A 16264-nucleotide genomic window follows, 5' to 3' on the forward strand; every position below is an offset into this window, starting at 1 on the left:
ATTCGCTGAAATCGGAGAAACCTCATGCACGCACGCATCATCGCAGGCGGGATCCTGGGCGCCTTGTGGCTGGCCGGATCGGCCGTCGCCCAGGAGCCGAAGCCCACGACACCCGAGATCGCGTTTCAATGGAACGTGAGGATTCCGCTGCGCGATGGCGTGAACCTCAGTGCGGTCCGCTATCGCCCGCAGGCCCAGCAAGTCGGCACGCCGTGCATTTTCGCGCTGACTCCGTACACGGCCCAGCGCAATCATCCGCGCGCGATGTACTTCGCCGGCCAGGGTTACACCTACTACGCCGTCGACGTGCGCGGCCGCGGCAATTCCGAAGGCGTATTCACGCCGATGCTGCAGGAGGCGAAGGACGGCTACGACGTGAGCGAATGGCTGGCGCGACAGCCCGAATGCAACGGCAAGGTCGCGATGAGCGGTGGATCGTATGGCGGCTACAGCCAATGGGCGGTAGCCAAAGAGTTGCCGCCGCATCTGGTGACGATCGTTCCGGTGGCGGCGGTGGGGCCGGGCATCGATTTCCCGATCCTCAACAACATTCCCTATACCTACAACATGCAATGGCTGACCTTCGTCAGCGGCCATGCCTCGCAGGATCGGATTTTCGCGGATGGCGCGTTCTGGGGAGCGCAATACAAGCGTTGGTACGAGGCGCACGCGCCGTTCAAGGAACTCGATACCTACATCGGCAATCCGTCGCCGATCTTCCAAGGCTGGATCGAGCATCCGCAACAGGACGCCTACTGGGACAGTTATCGGCCATCGCCCGAGCAGTACGCGAAGATGACGATGCCGATCCTGAGCATTACCGGCCACTACGACGACGATCAGCCGGGCGCGCTGAGCTACTACAAGGAGCACATGCGCCACGGCGGCAGCCGCGCCAAGGCCGCGCACTACCTGATCATCGGCCCGTGGGATCACGATGGCACCAATATTCCGCAGGCGGAGATGGGCGGGCTCAAGTTCGCGCCGGCCGCCTTGATCGACATGCCCGCCCTGCATATCGCGTGGTACGACTGGGTTTTGAAGCAGGGCAAGAAACCCGAGTTCCTGAAGGACAAGGTCGCGTTCTACATGGTCGGCGAGGAGGCCTGGCGTTACGCGCCGTCGCTGCAGGCCGCCACCGCGAGCACCCAGACTTGGTATCTGGATTCGCAAGGCGGCCGTGCCAACGATGTATTCGAAGCCGGCCAACTGCGCGGCGCGCCGTCGGCCGCCAGCACGCCGGACCGATACGTCTATGATCCGCTGGACACAGGCCCGCTGCAGTACGAGTACCGGCCGGACGTGTTCGCGCCGGGCTACGCCTACATCCTCGATCAGCGCGGGACGCAGTTGTCGTCGGGCAAGCAGTTGGTCTACCACACGCCCGTGCTGGAGCGCGATACCGACATCGCTGGTTTCTTCAAGCTATCGGCGTACATCGCTCTTGACCAGCCGGACACCGACTTCACCGCGAAGCTCTACGAAGTCAGAGCCGACGGCAGCACGGTATACCTGACCCAGGAGCTCAAGCGCGCGCGCTATCGCGCAAGTCTGCGCGAGGCGGTATTGGTCACGCCGGGCAAAGTGGAGCGTTACGACTTCGATCGCTTTCCCTTCACCGCGCGACGCTTGAGCCAAGGCAGCCGCCTACGCCTGGTGATCGCGCCGCTGAACAGCCTGGCGATGCAGAAGAACTACAACAGCGGCGGCGTCGCCGCGGACGAATCCGGCAAGGACGCGCGCAAAGTGACGGTGACGCTGTATCACGATGCGCAGCATCCCAGCGCCTTGTACGTACCGATCGCGGCGAAGTCGTCGGTTAACGGGAAGTAGCGTCGCTTAGGCGCCCCGACGAGGCGGGTCGACTCTCATCGCCAAGTCCGTGCGATAGGGGGAACGCTAAGCGAGGTATGCCTGGCCGGCGGCCCTTGCGAATCGGGCTTAATGCACCGCTTCGTTACCGCCGCTAGGCCCATCCAGCGAGGGCCGCTGGCTGTCGGCGAGTTCCTTTTCGAACTCGGCCTCGAACTGCTCGAAACTCAGGCCGCGGTCGGCGGCTTCCTGGGCGGCGGCGGCGCTGAGCGCGGGCGAGAACTTGAGCTGCACGGTTTCGCCTTCGCGCTCGTGCAGCGCGGCCGCGCGCTTGAGCATGATCAACACCTTGGCGGCGCTGTCGGAGCCGCCGACGATGCGTCCGCCCAGGCCCAGGGTCCATTCGCCGTCGCGCCGCACGATGCCGCCCAGCAACTGGCCGTTGCGGTCGCGCATCTCGGCGTGGGGCTCGATCGCGGGCGGGGCGGGGGCGCGGGCGGCCTTGGCGGCCTTGCGCTTCTTGGCGTCGCGACGGGCTTTGGAATGGATCGACATGGGGCTTCCTCTGGCCGCTACCGGACTGTCTACGCGCAGATCATAGCCCGAGCCGGAAGGCGCCGCGCCCCGTCGCCGGGAGCGCGGCGCGACGTGGCGTTCAGCCGATCCGTGTCGAGTTCAGGCGCAGGGCGTTGGCCACCACCGACACCGAGCTCAGGCTCATCGCCAGCGCGGCGATCATCGGACTCAACAGGCTGCCGGTGAACGGATACAGCAGACCCGCCGCGATCGGTACGCCCAGCGCGTTGTAGAGGAAGGCGAAGGCGAGGTTCTGTTTCATGTTGGCCACCGCCGCCGCCGAAATCGCGCGAGCGCGCACGATGCCGTTCAGATCGCCCTTGATCAGGGTGACCTGGGCGCTGGCCATGGCCACGTCGGTGCCGGTGCCCATGGCGATGCCGACGTCGGCGCTGGCCAGCGCGGGGGCGTCGTTGATGCCGTCGCCGGCCATGGCCACGTGTCGGCCCTGCGCGCGCAGGCGTTCCACCAGCGCCGCCTTGTCCTGCGGCCGCATCTCGCCGTGCACGCCGTCCAGACCCAGCCTGCGGCCGACCGCGTGCGCGGTGGTCGCGGCGTCGCCGCTGGCCATGACCACCTTGAGGCCGGCGTCCTGCAGCGCACGGATCGCGGTGGCGGTGGTGGCCTTGATCGGGTCGGCCACCGCCAGCACGCCGGCGGCGCGGCCGTCCACAGCCAGGAACATCGCGCTGGCGCCGTCCTGGCGCAGGGTTTCGGCCTGGGCCGCCAGGTCGCCGAGATCCACGCCGTCCTGCGCCATCAAGGCCGCGTTGCCTAGCGCCAAACGTCGCTCGCCGATGCGCCCGCGCACGCCCTGGCCGGTCGCGGAATCGAAGTCCTGTGCGGCCTCCAACGCGAGGCCACGTTCGCGTGCGGCGGCGATCAGGGCCGCCGCCAGCGGGTGCTCGCTGCCCTGGTCCAGGCTGGCGGCCAGGCGCAGCACCTCGTCGGGCGTGCGGCCTTCGACCGCGATCGCATCGCGGAACGCGGGCCGGCCTTCGGTGAGGGTGCCGGTCTTGTCCACGATCAGGGTATCGATCTCGCGCAGGCGCTCGATCGCTTCGGCGTCGCGGAACAGCACGCCGGCCTCGGCGGCGCGGCCGCTGGCGACCATGATCGACATCGGCGTGGCCAAGCCCAACGCGCAGGGGCAGGCGATGATCAGCACCGCGACCGCGTTGAGCACGCCATAGGTCCACGAGGGTTCCGGGCCGAACAGGCCCCAGCCGAGCAGGGTGGCCACGGCGATGCCGAGCACGCCCAGCACGAACCAGAATGCGACCCGATCGGCCATGCGCTGCATCGGCGCGCGCGAGCGCTGCGCCTGCGCCACCAGTTGTACGATCTGCGCCAGCACCGTGTCGGCGCCCACGCGCGAGGCGCGCATGACCAGGCTGCCGGTGCCGTTGAGGGTGGCGCCGATCAGGTTGTCGCCGGCCTGCTTGGCGACCGGCATCGGCTCGCCGGTCAGCATCGATTCGTCGATGCTGGAGCGGCCGTCCAGCACTTCGCCGTCCACCGGTACCTTCTCGCCCGGACGCACGCGCAGACGGTCGCCGACCTGCACTTGCGCCAGCGGCACGTCTTCCTCCTCGCCGTCGTCGCGCAAGCGGCGTGCGTGGTCCGGCGCCAGGCCGAGCAGGCGCTTGATCGCGGCCGAGGTCTTGGAGCGCGCGCGCAGTTCCAGCAACTGCCCCAGCAGGGTCAGCGACACGATCACCGCGGCTGCCTCGTAGTAGACGCCGACGCGGCCGTGCTCGCGGAACGAGGCCGGGAAGATGCCTGGCGCCAAGGTCGCCACCACGCTGTAGCCGAAAGCCGCGGCCACGCCGATGCCGATCAGGGTCCACATGTTGGGGCTGCGATTGCGGATCGAGGCCAGGCAACGTTGGAAGAACGGCCAGCCGGCCCACAGCACCACCGGCGCGCTCAAGGCGAGTTCCAGCCAGGTGCGGGTGTCGGTGGACAGCGCCGACCAGCGGTGTCCGAACATCGCCAGCAGCAGGGTCGCCACGCTCAGCGGCAAGGTCCAGGCGAAACGGCGGCCGAAATCGCGCAGTTCCGGATTGTCTTCCTCGTCCAGGCTGGGCATGTCCGGCTCCAGCGCCATGCCGCAGATCGGGCAGGTGCCGGGCCCGATCTGGCGCACGTCCGGATGCATGGGGCAGGTGTAGATCGTGCCGGCCGGCGCCGCCACCGTCTCGGCGGGCGAGGGCGCGAGGTACTTGAGCGGATCGGCGACGAACTTATTGCGGCACCCGGCCGAGCAGAAGGCGTGATCGTGGCCTTCGTGCTGGGCGTGGTGCGGGCTCTTGGCCGGATCCACGCGCATGCCGCAGACCGGATCGATCACGGTCGTGACGCCGGCGTCGGCGGACTTGTTCGCGCAGCAGGCATGCGCGGCGGCGGGGGCGGGCGTCGGATACGCGCTGTGGTCGTGGTCGCGGTGGTTCATGCGTCCTCCTGCGCCAGCGCGGCCAGGATCGGGCAACGCTGCAGCGCGCCGTGGCCGGGACAGGCCTCGATCAGCATGCGCAGGCCGTCGCGGATGAGGCTCAGTTCGGCCAGCTTGCGCTCGACATCGGCGAGCTTCTCGCTCGCGGCCGCCTTGAGGCTGCCCATGTCGTCGTCGCGGCGCGAGGACAGTTCCAGCAGGTCGCGGATCTCGACCAGGGTGAACCCCAGCGCCTTGGCGCGGCGCAGGAAGCGCAGGCGTTCGACGTCGCGCTCGTCATAGGCCCGATAGCCCGAGGCCTGGCGCTCGGGAGCCGGCAGGATGCCGTTGCGTTCGTAGTAGCGCACGGTGTCGATGGGGACACCGGCGCGTTTGGCCAGTAGACCGATCTGCATGGCTGCAGTCCCTTGAAGAGAGTGGAGAGGGGGCCAGTCTCCGGTCTGGACCATGGTCCAGAGTCAAGCCTTCGCGGGCGACGGCGTGCGCCGCCGCCCGCGCCTAGGGCTCAGTGTCGGGCGTAGGCCGTGGTCGTGCCGTCGTCGGCCACCAGTTCGACGGCGTAGGCCTGCTTGCTGCCGTCGGGCATCTCCATGCCCGGCGAACCGGCAGGCATGCCCGGAACGGTCAGACCGCGCGCCTGCGGACGTTCCAGGAGCAGGCGCTGGATATCCACGGCGGGTACATGCCCCTCGACGAAATAGCCGCCGACTTCGGCGGTGTGGCAGGAGCCTTTGGCGTAGGGTACGCCCAGGCGCTCCTTGATCGCCGACAGGTCCTCGCGATCGCGCACTTCGACCTCGAACCCGGCCGCGCGCATGTGATCGACCCAGAGGCTGCAGCAGCCGCAGGTCGGACTCTTGTGCACCACCATTTTCGGCAGCGATGCAGACACGGAAGCGGTCGCAGGCTTGGCGTGGTCGGCTTGCTCGCCGTGAGCCGCGTGCGCGCTGTGATCGACGTGATCGGCGTGATCGGCGTGATCGACGTGATCGGCGTGATCGGCGTGATCGTCAGCAGCTTGCGAGGCGGAGGCGGCTGTGGGTGTCGCCGGCGTCGTTGCCGCGACGGCTCGCTCCGGCGCGGCGGTGCCGCTGCAGGCGCTGGCCGCCAACGCGACGCTCAACGCGACGACGAATCGGCTCGTTGCTGGTTTCATCGTGGATCCTCGCGGTCAATGCGCATGCTCATGCGCCTGGTGTTCGTCGGTGGGCGGTTCGGCGGGCGCGGCTTGCGGCGCGACCGCCTTGGTCGGCGCCTTCGGCGTCGGCGCGTGCGCATGCGGCTTGCCATCGGCGGGGACGTGAGCGGACTCGGACGCGGCGCCTGGCTCGCTCGCGGCCAGTTGGCTCACCGCTTCGTGGTGGCCGTGTCCTTGCGTCTCGACGGGCGCGGTGCGGCCGTGGTGGTCGTCGCCGGCTGCGGTCTCGCCGCCGCCGTGCGAATGTCCGCCACTTTCGGCGACCAGTGCGCGGTACTGGGCCGCGTCCATGCTCGGCAAGGCCTGCAACAAGGCCGCCATGTTCCAGATGTACTCGTCGCCCACGCTCGCGCCCCAGGCCGGCATGCCCGAGGCCTTGATCCCGTGCTTGATGGTCCAGAACGCGCGTCGCGGCTCGACCGGCGTCTTGCTGAGGTCGGGCGGGGCAGGGTAGAGGCCGCGGCTGAGCTCGGTGCTCCGCATGCCCGGTGCCAGGTGGCAGCCGGAACACATGGCCTGGTAATTGCCCGCGCCCTGGCGGATGCGCGCCGGACTGTTCAGATCCGGCGGGGCCTGCAACTCGTCCGCACGCGCGGCGATCGAGCGTTCGCGTACGGTTTCCAGCAGCGCGTACACCGGTCGCGTATGCGGCGTGTCGGCGCCGACGTCGTAGACGCCAGCGAAGACCAGGCCGCCTGCCGCCACCGCCAATGCCGTCGCGGCGATGGCGACCGCCACCGCCGCCTTTCGGGTTGTGAGGGTCATGGGCGTGCCCTCAGAACCAGATCCGCACGCCGGCGACGACGCGGGTGTCCTCGCGGGCTTCGCCTTCGTCGCGGCGCAACTCGGCGGTGTTGCCGAAGCTGCGTTCGTGGACCACGCCCACATATGGCGCGAAGCGGCGGCTGAACTCGTAGCGCAGGCGCAGTCCGGCTTCCAGCGTACTCAGTCCGGAGCCGATGCCGCGGCGCGTGTCCTGGCTGCCGTTGAAGTCCAACTCGACCAGCGGCTGCAGGATCAGGCGATTGGTCAGCAGCACGTCGTACTCGGCCTCGACATTGGCCGCGACGCGTCCCGAGGCGCCGACATAGGCGGTGGCCTGAACCTCGAACTTGTAGGGCGACATGCCCTGCACACCGACGGCCAGCCAATCCTGCGAGCGACCGGGTTTGAAGTCGTGCTTCAAGCCGACCACCACGTCCCACCAGGGCGTGACGCTGCGGCCGTACAGCACCTCCAGATCGGCCGCGGCGGTGGCGCCGCCTTCGCGTTCGCCCTCGCTGCGCAACCACACGCGGTTGAGATCGCTGCCGAACCAGGCCGTGGCCTCCCAGGCCTCGCTGCGACCGTGGTCGGTGTCGCCGACCTCGATGCGATCGAACAAGACATAGCTGTTGAACTCACGCGCGTGCTGCATGTGGTGACGCAGGCGCGGGAAGGCGGCCGCGCGGTCGGCGTCGGTTACCTCGGGAATAGGTTCGCGCGGGGTCTGGCTCGCCGCCGACGGGGCCGTGTCGGCCATGGCCGCGTGGTCCATCTTCGAATGGTCCATGCTGCCGTGGTCGGCATCCGCCTTGCTGGGCGCAGCGTGGCCCATCGCGGCGTGGTCCATCTTCGAATGGTCCATGCTGTCGTGATCGGCGTCCGCCTTGCTGGGCGCAGCGTGGCCCATCGCGGCGTGGTCCATCTTCGAATGGTCCATGCTGTTGTGATCGGCATTCACCTTGCTGGGCGCGGCATGCCCCATCGCGGCGTGGTCCACGGCCGGCTCGGTCGCGACCGGCGCGGGTTCGGGCGGCGTCGGCGCGGCCTGCGCAGCGTGATGCTGGGCCTGCGCGGCACCTACGAAGGCCAGCGTCAATGCGGCCGCGAGCGCGGCGCGGTGCGGAGAGTGGAGGGCGCTCATTCCTCGACCCTCACTTCGCGCATCATGCCCGCTTCCATGTGGTAGAGCAGATGGCAGTGGTAGGCCCAGCGGCCCAGCGCGTCGGCGCGCACGCGATAACTGCGGCGGGTTCCGGGCGGCATGTCGATGGTGTGCTTGCGCACTTGGAACTCGCCTTGCTCGTTCTCTAGGTCGCTCCACAGCCCGTGCAGATGGATCGGGTGAGTCATCATGGTGTCGTTGACCAGGGTGATGCGCATGCGCTCGCCGTAGTTCAGGCGTAGCGGCTGCGCATCCATGAACTTCAGCCCGTCGAACGACCAGGCGAACTTCTCCATATGGCCGGTCAGATGCAGCTCGATCGTGCGGCTGGGCTCACGGCCATCGGGATCCTCGAACAGGCTCTTGAGGTCGGCGTAGCGCAACACGCGGCGCCCGTTGTCGCGCAATCCGATGCCCGGATCGTCCAGCCGCGGCGTGCTGGCCATCGTCTGCATGTCGATCAGCGGGTTGCCGTTTTCGCTGGCCGGGTGCGTCGCACCGCCGTCCATGCCTGCCATGCCGCCGCCGGAATGGTCCATGCCGGCCATGCCCATGCTGGCGCCGCAGCCGCCTTCGGGCATCGTCTTTTGCTTGGGTGCGCCGTGGCTGCCGTGGTCCATGCTGCCGTGATCCATGCCGCCGTGGCCCATATCGTCCATGGTCAAGATGACGCGCGGATCGGACGCAGGCACCGGCGCCGACAGGCCCTCGCGCACCGCCAGGGTGCCGCGCGCATAGCCGGTGCGGCCCATGTCCTGGGCGAAGATCGTGTACGCATCCTGGCCCGAGGGTTCGACGATCACGTCGAAGGTCTCGGCCACCGCGATGCGGAACTCGTCGACGCTGACCGGATGAATGTACTGGCCGTCGGCCGCGACCACGGTCATCTTCAGGCCGGGGATGCGCACGTCGAAGTAGCTCATCGCCGAGGCGTTGATGAAGCGCAGCAGGACCCTCTCGCCCGAACGGAACAGCCCGGTCCAGTTGGCCGCCGGCGCGGTTCCGTTGAGCAGGTAGGTGTAAGTGTGCGCGTTGATGTCCGACAGATCGGTCGGGGTCATGCGCATGCGCCCCCACTGGCCGCGATCGCGCAGGGTCGCCGCCAGGCCCTGCTCGCGCGCGTCGCGGGCGAAGTCGCCGACCGTGCGCTTGTAGGTGTTGTCGTAGTCCGACATCTTCTTCATGCGCCGGAACAGCGCGGCCGGATCCAGATCGGTCCAGTCCGACAGCAGCATCACGTGCTCGCGGTCGTAGTGGAACGGCGGCGGCTGCAACGGATCGACCACGATCGCGCCGTACAGCCCGGCCTGTTCCTGGAACATCGAATGGCTGTGGTACCAGTAGCTGCCCGACTGACGCAGCTGAAAGCGATAGGCGTAGGTCTCGCCCGGCGGAATGCCGTCGAAACTCAGGCCCGGCACGCCGTCCATGTTGGCCGGCAGCAGGATGCCGTGCCAATGGATGGAGCTGGTGTCGCGCAGGCGGTTGGCGACGCGCAAGGTGACCGTGTCGCCCTCGCGCCAACGCAGGATCGGGCCCGGCAGCGAGCCGTTGACGGTGATCGCCGGGCGCACCCGGCCGGTGAAGTTGACCGGCGCCGCGTCGATGGCGAGGTCGAAATCGAGGCCACGCAGTTCGCGTGCGGTGGTGGCCAGCGCCGCGCCCGCGAACGCGGGCGAGCGCCACAGGCCCAGGCCTGCGGCGACACCGCCCGCGGCCAGACCGGTAACGAAACGCCGGCGCGAAGGCTCGGCCAGGGCATCCGGCCGTCGGCCGGAGAAATCGGAAGACATCGTCGAACTCCAAAGGATCGATAACGCCGACGCACGATGCGATCGGCGACACCAGGCCGCGTAGACGCGAACGCCGCACGCGACCTGCCTGAGCGCGCCGCGACGGCGGCGCGTGGAGCGCTTAAGCGATGGGAGGTCGGATGGGGTAGGGCAGGGCCGGCGCGTCGTGATCGACCGACATCGGCCGCGCGATCAGGCTGTGGCCGATATGCGCGCCGCCGAGGGCGAACGCGATCGCCGTGGCCGGCGCGGGTTGCAGGCAGGAGCAGGTACAGGTCGGCGACTTGCAGCAGTCCGGCTGGGCGCCGTCGGGCGCCTGGCCTTGGCCGTGATGGCGGTGATCGGCGGGCGCCGACATCGACGCGTGATCCATCGCGGCCATCGCCATGCCGTCGTGAGCCATGGCGCCTGCGGCCATGCCGTCGTGGCAAGAGGTTTGGACGGTGGCCGCCGCTTCGATCGCGGCGCTCATATGCGTCAACTGCATTTGCGTGGACGCGACCGCGTACGCCGATCCGTTGAGGATCAGGCCGACGCACAGCAGCAGTCGCAGCAGGACGGACATCACCCGGCTACTTTAGCGCCAGCGCGTGGGCTTGTCGTCAAATCCGCCGAAAAACGCCGTTGCAAGCCTGAACCATGGTTCAGACCCTGGACCCTCCCGAGCGGCGGCGGCCGGGCGTTTTCATCGCGTTGACGGACCGCTGCGTATGTGTGGCGCATGGCTAAACCCGCGAAGGCCGCACCCACGCCCGGTCCAATGCCCGACGCCGCGTCCGCGCGCGTGGCCGCGCAGGCCGGCCTGCGCTACGTCAGCGACGCCGATCCCGGCATCGCGCGCCTGCGCTCGGGGCGCGGCTTCCGCTACCGCGACGCCCAGGGGCGCGCCGTGCGCGACCCGACCACCCTGGAGCGGATCCGCTCGCTGGCGGTACCGCCGGCCTATCGCGAGGTCTGGATCTGCGCCCAGGCCAGCGGCCACTTGCAGGCCACCGGCCGCGATGCGCGCGGGCGCAAACAGTACCGCTACCACCCGGATTGGCGGCACGCACGCGACCACGGCAAATTCGACCGCATCGTGGAGTTCGGCGCAGCTCTGCCGCGCCTGCGCCGGCGCTTGCGCAGCGATCTCCAACTGGCCGGCTTTCCACGCGCCAAAGTGCTGGCGATCGTGGTCGCGTTGATGGCCGACACCCTGCTGCGCGTCGGCAACGACGCCTACGTGCGCAGCAACGGCACGTTCGGCTTGAGCACCTTGCGTAACCGCCACATCGACTTCCTGCGCGACGGTCGCGCGCGTTTGCACTTCCGCGGCAAAGGCGGACAGATGCACGACGTCGCCATCGACGACGCCAAACTGGTGAAACAGATCCGGCGCTGCCAGCAACTGCCCGGGCAGTCGCTGTTCCAGTACCGCGACGACGACGGCACGGTGCAGCCGGTGGATTCGGACGCGATCAACGGCTACCTGCGCGAGGTCATGGGCGGCGAGTTCAGCGCCAAGGATTTCCGCACCTGGGGCGCGACCCTGGCCGCCTTCCGACGCCTGGCCCAGCTGCCGCTGCCAGAGGGCAAGCGGAGCGCAACGCCCAGCGAGCGGGCCTTGGCTCGGATCGAGAAGGCGGTCGTAGGCGAAGTTGCGCAAGCCTTGCGCAACACGCCGGCGGTCTGCCGCAAGTCCTACATCGATCCCACCGTCTTCGCAGGCTGGCGCGAGGAGGCCTTGGCCTCGTACGCGGCGCGAGCGCGCGGGGACCGCCAGTGGGAGATGGCGATGCTCGGTTTCCTCAAGCGTCGCCGCCGGCGGCGCAAATCCTGAAACGCCAGCGCCGGGCACGGCCTGGTCGCCGTACCCGGATCGGTGAGACCGTTGGCGTCGTCAGGCCGGAGGCGTGTGCTGCCGCGGATGCGAGGAGCGGCGGCGGAAACGCCGCGTCATCCATTCGCCCAGATCGTCGACGACGGTGAACGCCGCCGGGATCACGATCAGGCTCAGCAGGGTCGACGTGATCAGGCCGCCGATGACCGCGATCGCCATCGGCGCGCGGAAACTGGAATCGCCGGAGAAGCCCATCGCGATCGGCATCATGCCCGCGCCCATGGCCAGCGTGGTCATGATGATCGGCTGGGCGCGCTTGCGGCAGGCGTCGATCAGGGCGTCGTGCTGGCTCAGGCCGTGCTCGTCCTCGGCGATCACCGCGTAATCGACCAGCAGGATCGAGTTCTTGGTGGCGATGCCGATCAGCATCAGCAGACCGATCAAGGCCGGCAACGACAGCATGTTCTGGGTCAGCAGCAGCGCGCCGAACGCGCCGCCCGCGCACAGCGGCACCGCGGTCAGGATGGTCAAGGGCATCAGCGCATGGTTGAACAGCAGCAACAGCACCATGTAGATGCAGACCAGGCCCGCGGCCATCGCCAGCATGAAGCCGATGAACAGTTCGACGAAGACTTCGGCGTCGCCGGTATTGAGGAAGCTCACGCCGGGCGGCAGCTGCTTCACGCTGGGCAGCTTCTGCACCGTCTCCATCACATCGCCCAGCGGCCGGCCGTTGAGTTCGGCGGTCAAGGTGACGTTGCGCTGGCGCTGGTAACGCGAGATCAGCGACGGGCCGCTGCCCATCTTGATGTCCGCGACCGCCGCCAAGGGCACCGGCCCGTAGCGGCCGGGCACGCGCAACTGCCCGATCAGGGCCGGATTCGCCAAGGTCGCCTCAGAGAAGCCCACGCGGATCGGAATCTGGCGGTCGGGCAGGTTGAGCTTGGCCAGGCGCTGCTCGTAGTCGCCGGCGGTCGCGATGCGCGCGGCCTCGGCGATGTCGGCGGTGGCCACGCCCAGGTCGGCGGCCCGCGCCGGGTCCGGCAATATCTGGATCTCGGGCCGCAACAACGATGCCGACGAAGTCACGCTGCCCAGGCCGGGTATGCGGCGCAGGTCGCGTTCCAAGGCGATCGCCGCATCCTGCAGATGCTGCGGATCGTCGCCGGACAACACCAGCTGCAGTTGATTGCCGGGCTCGGAACTGACGTAGCTCACGCGCACGCCGGCCAGCTGGGCCAGTCGCGAACGCGCCTCGCGTTCCAGCACGCGCTGGTCGCGCTCGCGCTCGTCCGCCACGCCCCAGTCCAATACCAGGGTGGCCTTGCGCGACTCGCCGATGCCGGTGGTGGAGGGATCGCCCAGGTCCAGCACGCTGCCGATCGCGGTGTAGACCTGCTTGAGCTCCGGCATGTCCTTGAGCAGCACGCGCGCGCGTTCGGCCACCGCCTTGGTTTCCTCCAGGCGCGTGCCCGGCGGCAGTTCCAGGCTCAGGTTGCTGCGCCCCAGATCGGACTGCGGGATGAAGGTGGCGGGGATCAGCGGCACCAGCGCCAGCGAGGCGACGAACAGACCGGTAGCGATCCACAGCGTGCGCGCGCGATGGCGCAGGGCCGCGTCCACCCAGCCCAGGTACCAGCGCATCAGCTTGCTATCGCCTTTCTCCTCGCCATGCGGCTTGAGCAGATAGGCGGCCATCATCGGCGTCAGCAGACGCGCCACCAATAGCGAGAACAACACCGCGGTGGCCGCGGTCCAGCCGAACTCGCGGAAGAACTTGCCGGCGATGCCGGGCATGAAGGCGACCGGCACGAACACCGCCGCCAGGGTCAGCGAGGTCGCGATCACCGCGTTGCCGATCTCGTTGGCCGCCTCGCGGGCAGCCTCCAGCGGCGGTTTGCCCATGCGCAGATGGCGCACGATGTTCTCGATCTCGACGATGGCGTCGTCGACCAGGATGCCCACCACCACCGACAGCGCCAGCAGTGTGATCAGGTTCAAGGTGAAACCGAACCAGTACATCACCGCGAAGGTCGGGATGATCGACAAGGGCAGGGCCAGCGCCGACACCCAGGTCGCGCGCCAGTCGCGCAGGAACAGCCACACCACCAGCAGGGCCAGCAACGCGCCTTCCCACAGCATGGTCATCGACGAATCGTAGGAACGATGGGTCTCGTCGATGACGGTGGTGACCAGGCGGAAGTCGATGCCCGCATGGCTGGCCTTGAGGACGTCCAGCGCCTTGTGCACGCCTTCCTCGACCTTGACCTCGCTGGACCCGCGTGTGCGCGACATCGAGAACGCGACCACGTCGCGCCCGTCGAGCAAGGCCGCCTCGGTGGGATCGGCGGCGGCATCGGTCACCTTGGCCAGCGCCGACAGACGCACCGAGCGCCCGTCCGGCAGGCTGATCGTGTAATCGCGCAAGGCCTGCGCGTTGCCGACCGTGCCCAGGGTGCGGATGGTCTGCTGCGCACCGTCCAGCTCGGCCTTGCCGCCGGCGCGCTCGACCTGGATCTGGGCGAGCTGATGCGACACGGCGCCGGCGGTGACGCCGAAAGCCTGCAGTGCGTTCGCGTCCAGGTCCACGCGCACCTGTCGCTGCACGCCGCCCACGCGCGTGACCCGTGCCACGCCGGGCACGCCGTACATGGCGCGCGAGACCTCGCGATCGACGAACCAGCTGGCCTCGTCCGGCGTCATTTGCGGCGCGACCAGGGCATAGGTCATCAGCGAGCCGCCGATATCGACCTTGGAGATCACCGGCTCCTGGATGTCCTGCGGCAGGTCGGTGCGGATGCGCGTGACCGCGTCGCGGGTGTCGTCCAGCGCGGTGGCCAGATCGGCTTCCAGCTGGAACTCGATGGTGGTGGTGCTGACGCCTTCGCTGACCGTCGAGATCACCCGCTTGACGTTGGTCACCGTGGCGACCGAGTCCTCGACCTTGCGGGTGACCTCGGCCTCGAGCTGGCTGGGCGAGGCGCCGGGCTGAGTGATCGTGACCGTGGTCATCGGGAAGGCGATATCGGGGAAGCGCGCCACCGGCAGCTTGTGGAAGCCCCACAGCCCGGCCACGCACAACACGAAGAACACCATCAGCGCCGGCAACGGCCGCTTGATCGCCCAGGCGGAGAAATTCATCGTGCGGCCTTCCCGGCCGCGGCGGCCGGCACCACGCGCACGCGATCGCCGTCGCCGAGGAAGCCCGCGCCTTCGGCGACCACCTGATCGCCGTCCTTCAAGCCTTGGACGATCTCGACCTGGCCGTTGCCGGTCTGGCCGGTGCGCACGCGCACGCGCTGCACGACCTGCTTGTCTTTCATGGTGAAGACATAGCTATGACCGTCGCGCTGCACAACAGCGGCGGTGGGCACCATCAGCGCACGGCCGGCGCCGGTGACGATGCGGCCTTCCACATAGACGCCGGGCTTGAGCGGCCCCGGTTCGGGCAGATCGACGTACACCGTGCCGGTGCGGGTCTGCGCATCGACGCCGGGCGTGACCGCGCGGATGCGCCCGGCGATGATGCCGCCGCCATACGGCAGCTCGACCGTGTTGCCGACGGCGACGCCGGCCAGTTGGTCCTCGGGCAACTCGGCGCGCCATTCCAGACGGCCGTCGCGAATCAGGCGCAGCAGCTCGTTGCCCGCGGCCACGACCTGGCCCGGCTGCACCAGCCGCTTGGAGATGACGCCATCGGCGGGCGCGCGCAGTTCTGCGAAGTCGCGCCGCAGCTTGGCCGCATCGCGACCCGCGCGGGCGGTGGCGACTTGCGCCTCGGCCTGCACGCGGGTGGCGCGCAGCTCGTCCAGATTGCCGGCGCTGATCAGTTGCTCGGCCGCCAGTTTGGCGCCGCGATCGTAGCTGACCTGCGCCAGCGACAAGGACGCCTGCGCCTGCCGCAGCGAGGCTTCGGCCTGGGCCAACTCGCTGTCCAGCGTGCGATGGTCCAGTTCCAGCAGCACTTGGCCTTTGCGCACCGACTGCCCGACATCGACCAGCAACGAGGTCACTCGCTGCCCGCTGAGTTCCACCCCGAGCTGCATCTCCTCAAAAGGCGACACCGGCCCGGACACCAGCACGCTGCGCGCCAGAGGCTGCGCACGCGCCGCAACCAGCGATACCGCCAGGGCCGACGCGTCGCTGGCCTTGTCTTCCTCCTTGGCACCTCCGCACGCCGCCAACAGCGAGCAGACCAGGAACACGATTAGCCAACGCGAGGAGCGTGCACGCATGGAAGATTCCGTAGAAGAAAAGTGGTAAGCCCGTTTCGGCGCAGTCGCTGATGGGATCACACGACGACCGATCCAACGGCAGACGAATCCAGACTCTGACTGGCGCATCGTGACCCAGCTTAGGGCGGCGAGTTTAAGAAGGGATTAATAAGTTCCCGGCGCGGGGCGTCGCAGGCGGCAGCGCGGCGGGAGTAGGGGAGAGCGCAACGCACAGAAGCGGGGCCTGGATCACAACATGCGATGCGCCCCTTGCGCGCGAGATCAGCACGCCCTCACATCCAGCGATCTGTGGTCAGCAAGCGCGAACGACACCCACCATGCTCAGGCTGTCTCCGTTCCCGATGGCCCAGCGCTCGTAATCGTCCTCGATTCATCGCGCGATAGCAAGTGATTCTCATTAGCATTTAATCGCGACCAAGCAAGCCTCTGACGGGTCGGGCAAAACGTCA

12 protein-coding genes are annotated in these 16264 nt (G+C 68.6%); 2 read left to right on the forward strand and 10 right to left on the reverse strand.

Translation table 11 applies throughout. The features are described 5' to 3' along the window. The first annotated feature begins 24 nt into the window (after positions 1 to 24). Positions 25 to 1833, forward strand: a complete 1809-nt coding sequence (locus tag ASD69_RS05245; RefSeq protein WP_056174694.1) for a CocE/NonD family hydrolase — start codon at positions 25 to 27, stop codon at positions 1831 to 1833. A gap of 108 nt (positions 1834 to 1941) precedes the next feature. Here the strand turns inward: ASD69_RS05245 and ASD69_RS05250 are convergent, their stop codons facing one another. From ASD69_RS05250 to ASD69_RS05285, 8 genes are all read right to left on the reverse strand, one after another. Beyond that, on the reverse strand, positions 1942 to 2367 hold the full coding sequence (locus ASD69_RS05250) for a hypothetical protein (protein ID WP_056174696.1): 426 nt from the start codon (positions 2365 to 2367) through the stop codon (positions 1942 to 1944). A gap of 100 nt (positions 2368 to 2467) precedes the next feature. Further along, positions 2468 to 4843, reverse strand: coding sequence for a heavy metal translocating P-type ATPase (locus tag ASD69_RS05255; protein WP_082576274.1), 2376 nt, complete (start codon positions 4841 to 4843; stop codon positions 2468 to 2470). Continuing rightward, entirely contained in the window at positions 4840 to 5238 is a 399-nt protein-coding gene (locus ASD69_RS05260; RefSeq protein ID WP_056174698.1) for a heavy metal-responsive transcriptional regulator, read from the reverse strand. The genes ASD69_RS05255 and ASD69_RS05260 overlap by 4 nt, the downstream gene beginning before the upstream one ends. A 110-nt stretch (positions 5239 to 5348) precedes the next feature. Next, positions 5349 to 5999 (reverse strand): DUF411 domain-containing protein, encoded by a 651-nt coding sequence (locus tag ASD69_RS22960; RefSeq protein WP_343123755.1) that lies wholly within the window; start codon positions 5997 to 5999, stop codon positions 5349 to 5351. Positions 6000 to 6014: 15 nt separating this feature from the next. Next, positions 6015 to 6806 (reverse strand): cytochrome c, encoded by a 792-nt coding sequence (locus tag ASD69_RS05270; protein ID WP_082576275.1) that lies wholly within the window; start codon positions 6804 to 6806, stop codon positions 6015 to 6017. Between the two features lie 10 nt (positions 6807 to 6816). Beyond that, positions 6817 to 7947: a copper resistance protein B gene (locus ASD69_RS05275; RefSeq protein WP_056174700.1), complete on the reverse strand. Its 1131-nt coding sequence runs from the start codon at positions 7945 to 7947 to the stop codon at positions 6817 to 6819. Next, positions 7944 to 9761 (reverse strand): copper resistance system multicopper oxidase, encoded by a 1818-nt coding sequence (locus tag ASD69_RS05280; RefSeq protein WP_056174702.1) that lies wholly within the window; start codon positions 9759 to 9761, stop codon positions 7944 to 7946. The genes ASD69_RS05275 and ASD69_RS05280 overlap by 4 nt, the downstream gene beginning before the upstream one ends. Before the next feature lie 121 nt (positions 9762 to 9882). Beyond that, positions 9883 to 10326, reverse strand: a complete 444-nt coding sequence (locus tag ASD69_RS05285; RefSeq protein ID WP_056174704.1) for a CopL family metal-binding regulatory protein — start codon at positions 10324 to 10326, stop codon at positions 9883 to 9885. A 195-nt stretch (positions 10327 to 10521) separates the two neighbouring features. Here ASD69_RS05285 and ASD69_RS05290 point away from each other — a divergent pair, with 195 nt between their 5' ends. Beyond that, entirely contained in the window at positions 10522 to 11580 is a 1059-nt protein-coding gene (locus ASD69_RS05290; RefSeq protein WP_056174706.1) for a DNA topoisomerase IB, read from the forward strand. 60 nt (positions 11581 to 11640) lie between these two features. Here ASD69_RS05290 and ASD69_RS05295 read toward each other — a convergent pair whose 3' ends face one another. Continuing rightward, positions 11641 to 14721, reverse strand: coding sequence for an efflux RND transporter permease subunit (locus tag ASD69_RS05295; protein ID WP_056174708.1), 3081 nt, complete (start codon positions 14719 to 14721; stop codon positions 11641 to 11643). Then, positions 14718 to 15815 carry an efflux RND transporter periplasmic adaptor subunit gene (locus ASD69_RS05300; RefSeq protein ID WP_056174710.1) on the reverse strand — a complete coding sequence of 366 codons (1098 nt, stop codon included), beginning with the start codon at positions 15813 to 15815 and terminating at the stop codon, positions 14718 to 14720. Before ASD69_RS05300 ends, ASD69_RS05295 begins: the two co-directional genes overlap by 4 nt. Between the last annotated feature and the right edge of the window lie 449 nt (positions 15816 to 16264).

It is taken from the genome of Lysobacter sp. Root604, from assembly GCF_001427505.1.
GTDB lineage: Bacteria > Pseudomonadota > Gammaproteobacteria > Xanthomonadales > Xanthomonadaceae > Lysobacter.

Coding starts and splice junctions, on each gene's coding strand:
- ASD69_RS05275 (WP_056174700.1), bottom strand. CDS start 7,947: ATGAGCGCCCTCCACTCTCCGCACCGCGCCGCGCTCGCGGCCGCATTG.
- ASD69_RS05250 (WP_056174696.1), bottom strand. CDS start 2,367: ATGTCGATCCATTCCAAAGCCCGTCGCGACGCCAAGAAGCGCAAGGCC.
- ASD69_RS05295 (WP_056174708.1), bottom strand. CDS start 14,721: ATGAATTTCTCCGCCTGGGCGATCAAGCGGCCGTTGCCGGCGCTGATG.
- ASD69_RS05260 (WP_056174698.1), bottom strand. CDS start 5,238: ATGCAGATCGGTCTACTGGCCAAACGCGCCGGTGTCCCCATCGACACC.
- ASD69_RS05245 (WP_056174694.1), top strand. CDS start 25: ATGCACGCACGCATCATCGCAGGCGGGATCCTGGGCGCCTTGTGGCTG.
- ASD69_RS22960 (WP_343123755.1), bottom strand. CDS start 5,999: ATGAAACCAGCAACGAGCCGATTCGTCGTCGCGTTGAGCGTCGCGTTG.
- ASD69_RS05300 (WP_056174710.1), bottom strand. CDS start 15,815: ATGCGTGCACGCTCCTCGCGTTGGCTAATCGTGTTCCTGGTCTGCTCG.
- ASD69_RS05290 (WP_056174706.1), top strand. CDS start 10,522: ATGCCCGACGCCGCGTCCGCGCGCGTGGCCGCGCAGGCCGGCCTGCGC.
- ASD69_RS05255 (WP_082576274.1), bottom strand. CDS start 4,843: ATGAACCACCGCGACCACGACCACAGCGCGTATCCGACGCCCGCCCCC.
- ASD69_RS05285 (WP_056174704.1), bottom strand. CDS start 10,326: ATGTCCGTCCTGCTGCGACTGCTGCTGTGCGTCGGCCTGATCCTCAAC.
- ASD69_RS05280 (WP_056174702.1), bottom strand. CDS start 9,761: ATGTCTTCCGATTTCTCCGGCCGACGGCCGGATGCCCTGGCCGAGCCT.
- ASD69_RS05270 (WP_082576275.1), bottom strand. CDS start 6,806: ATGACCCTCACAACCCGAAAGGCGGCGGTGGCGGTCGCCATCGCCGCG.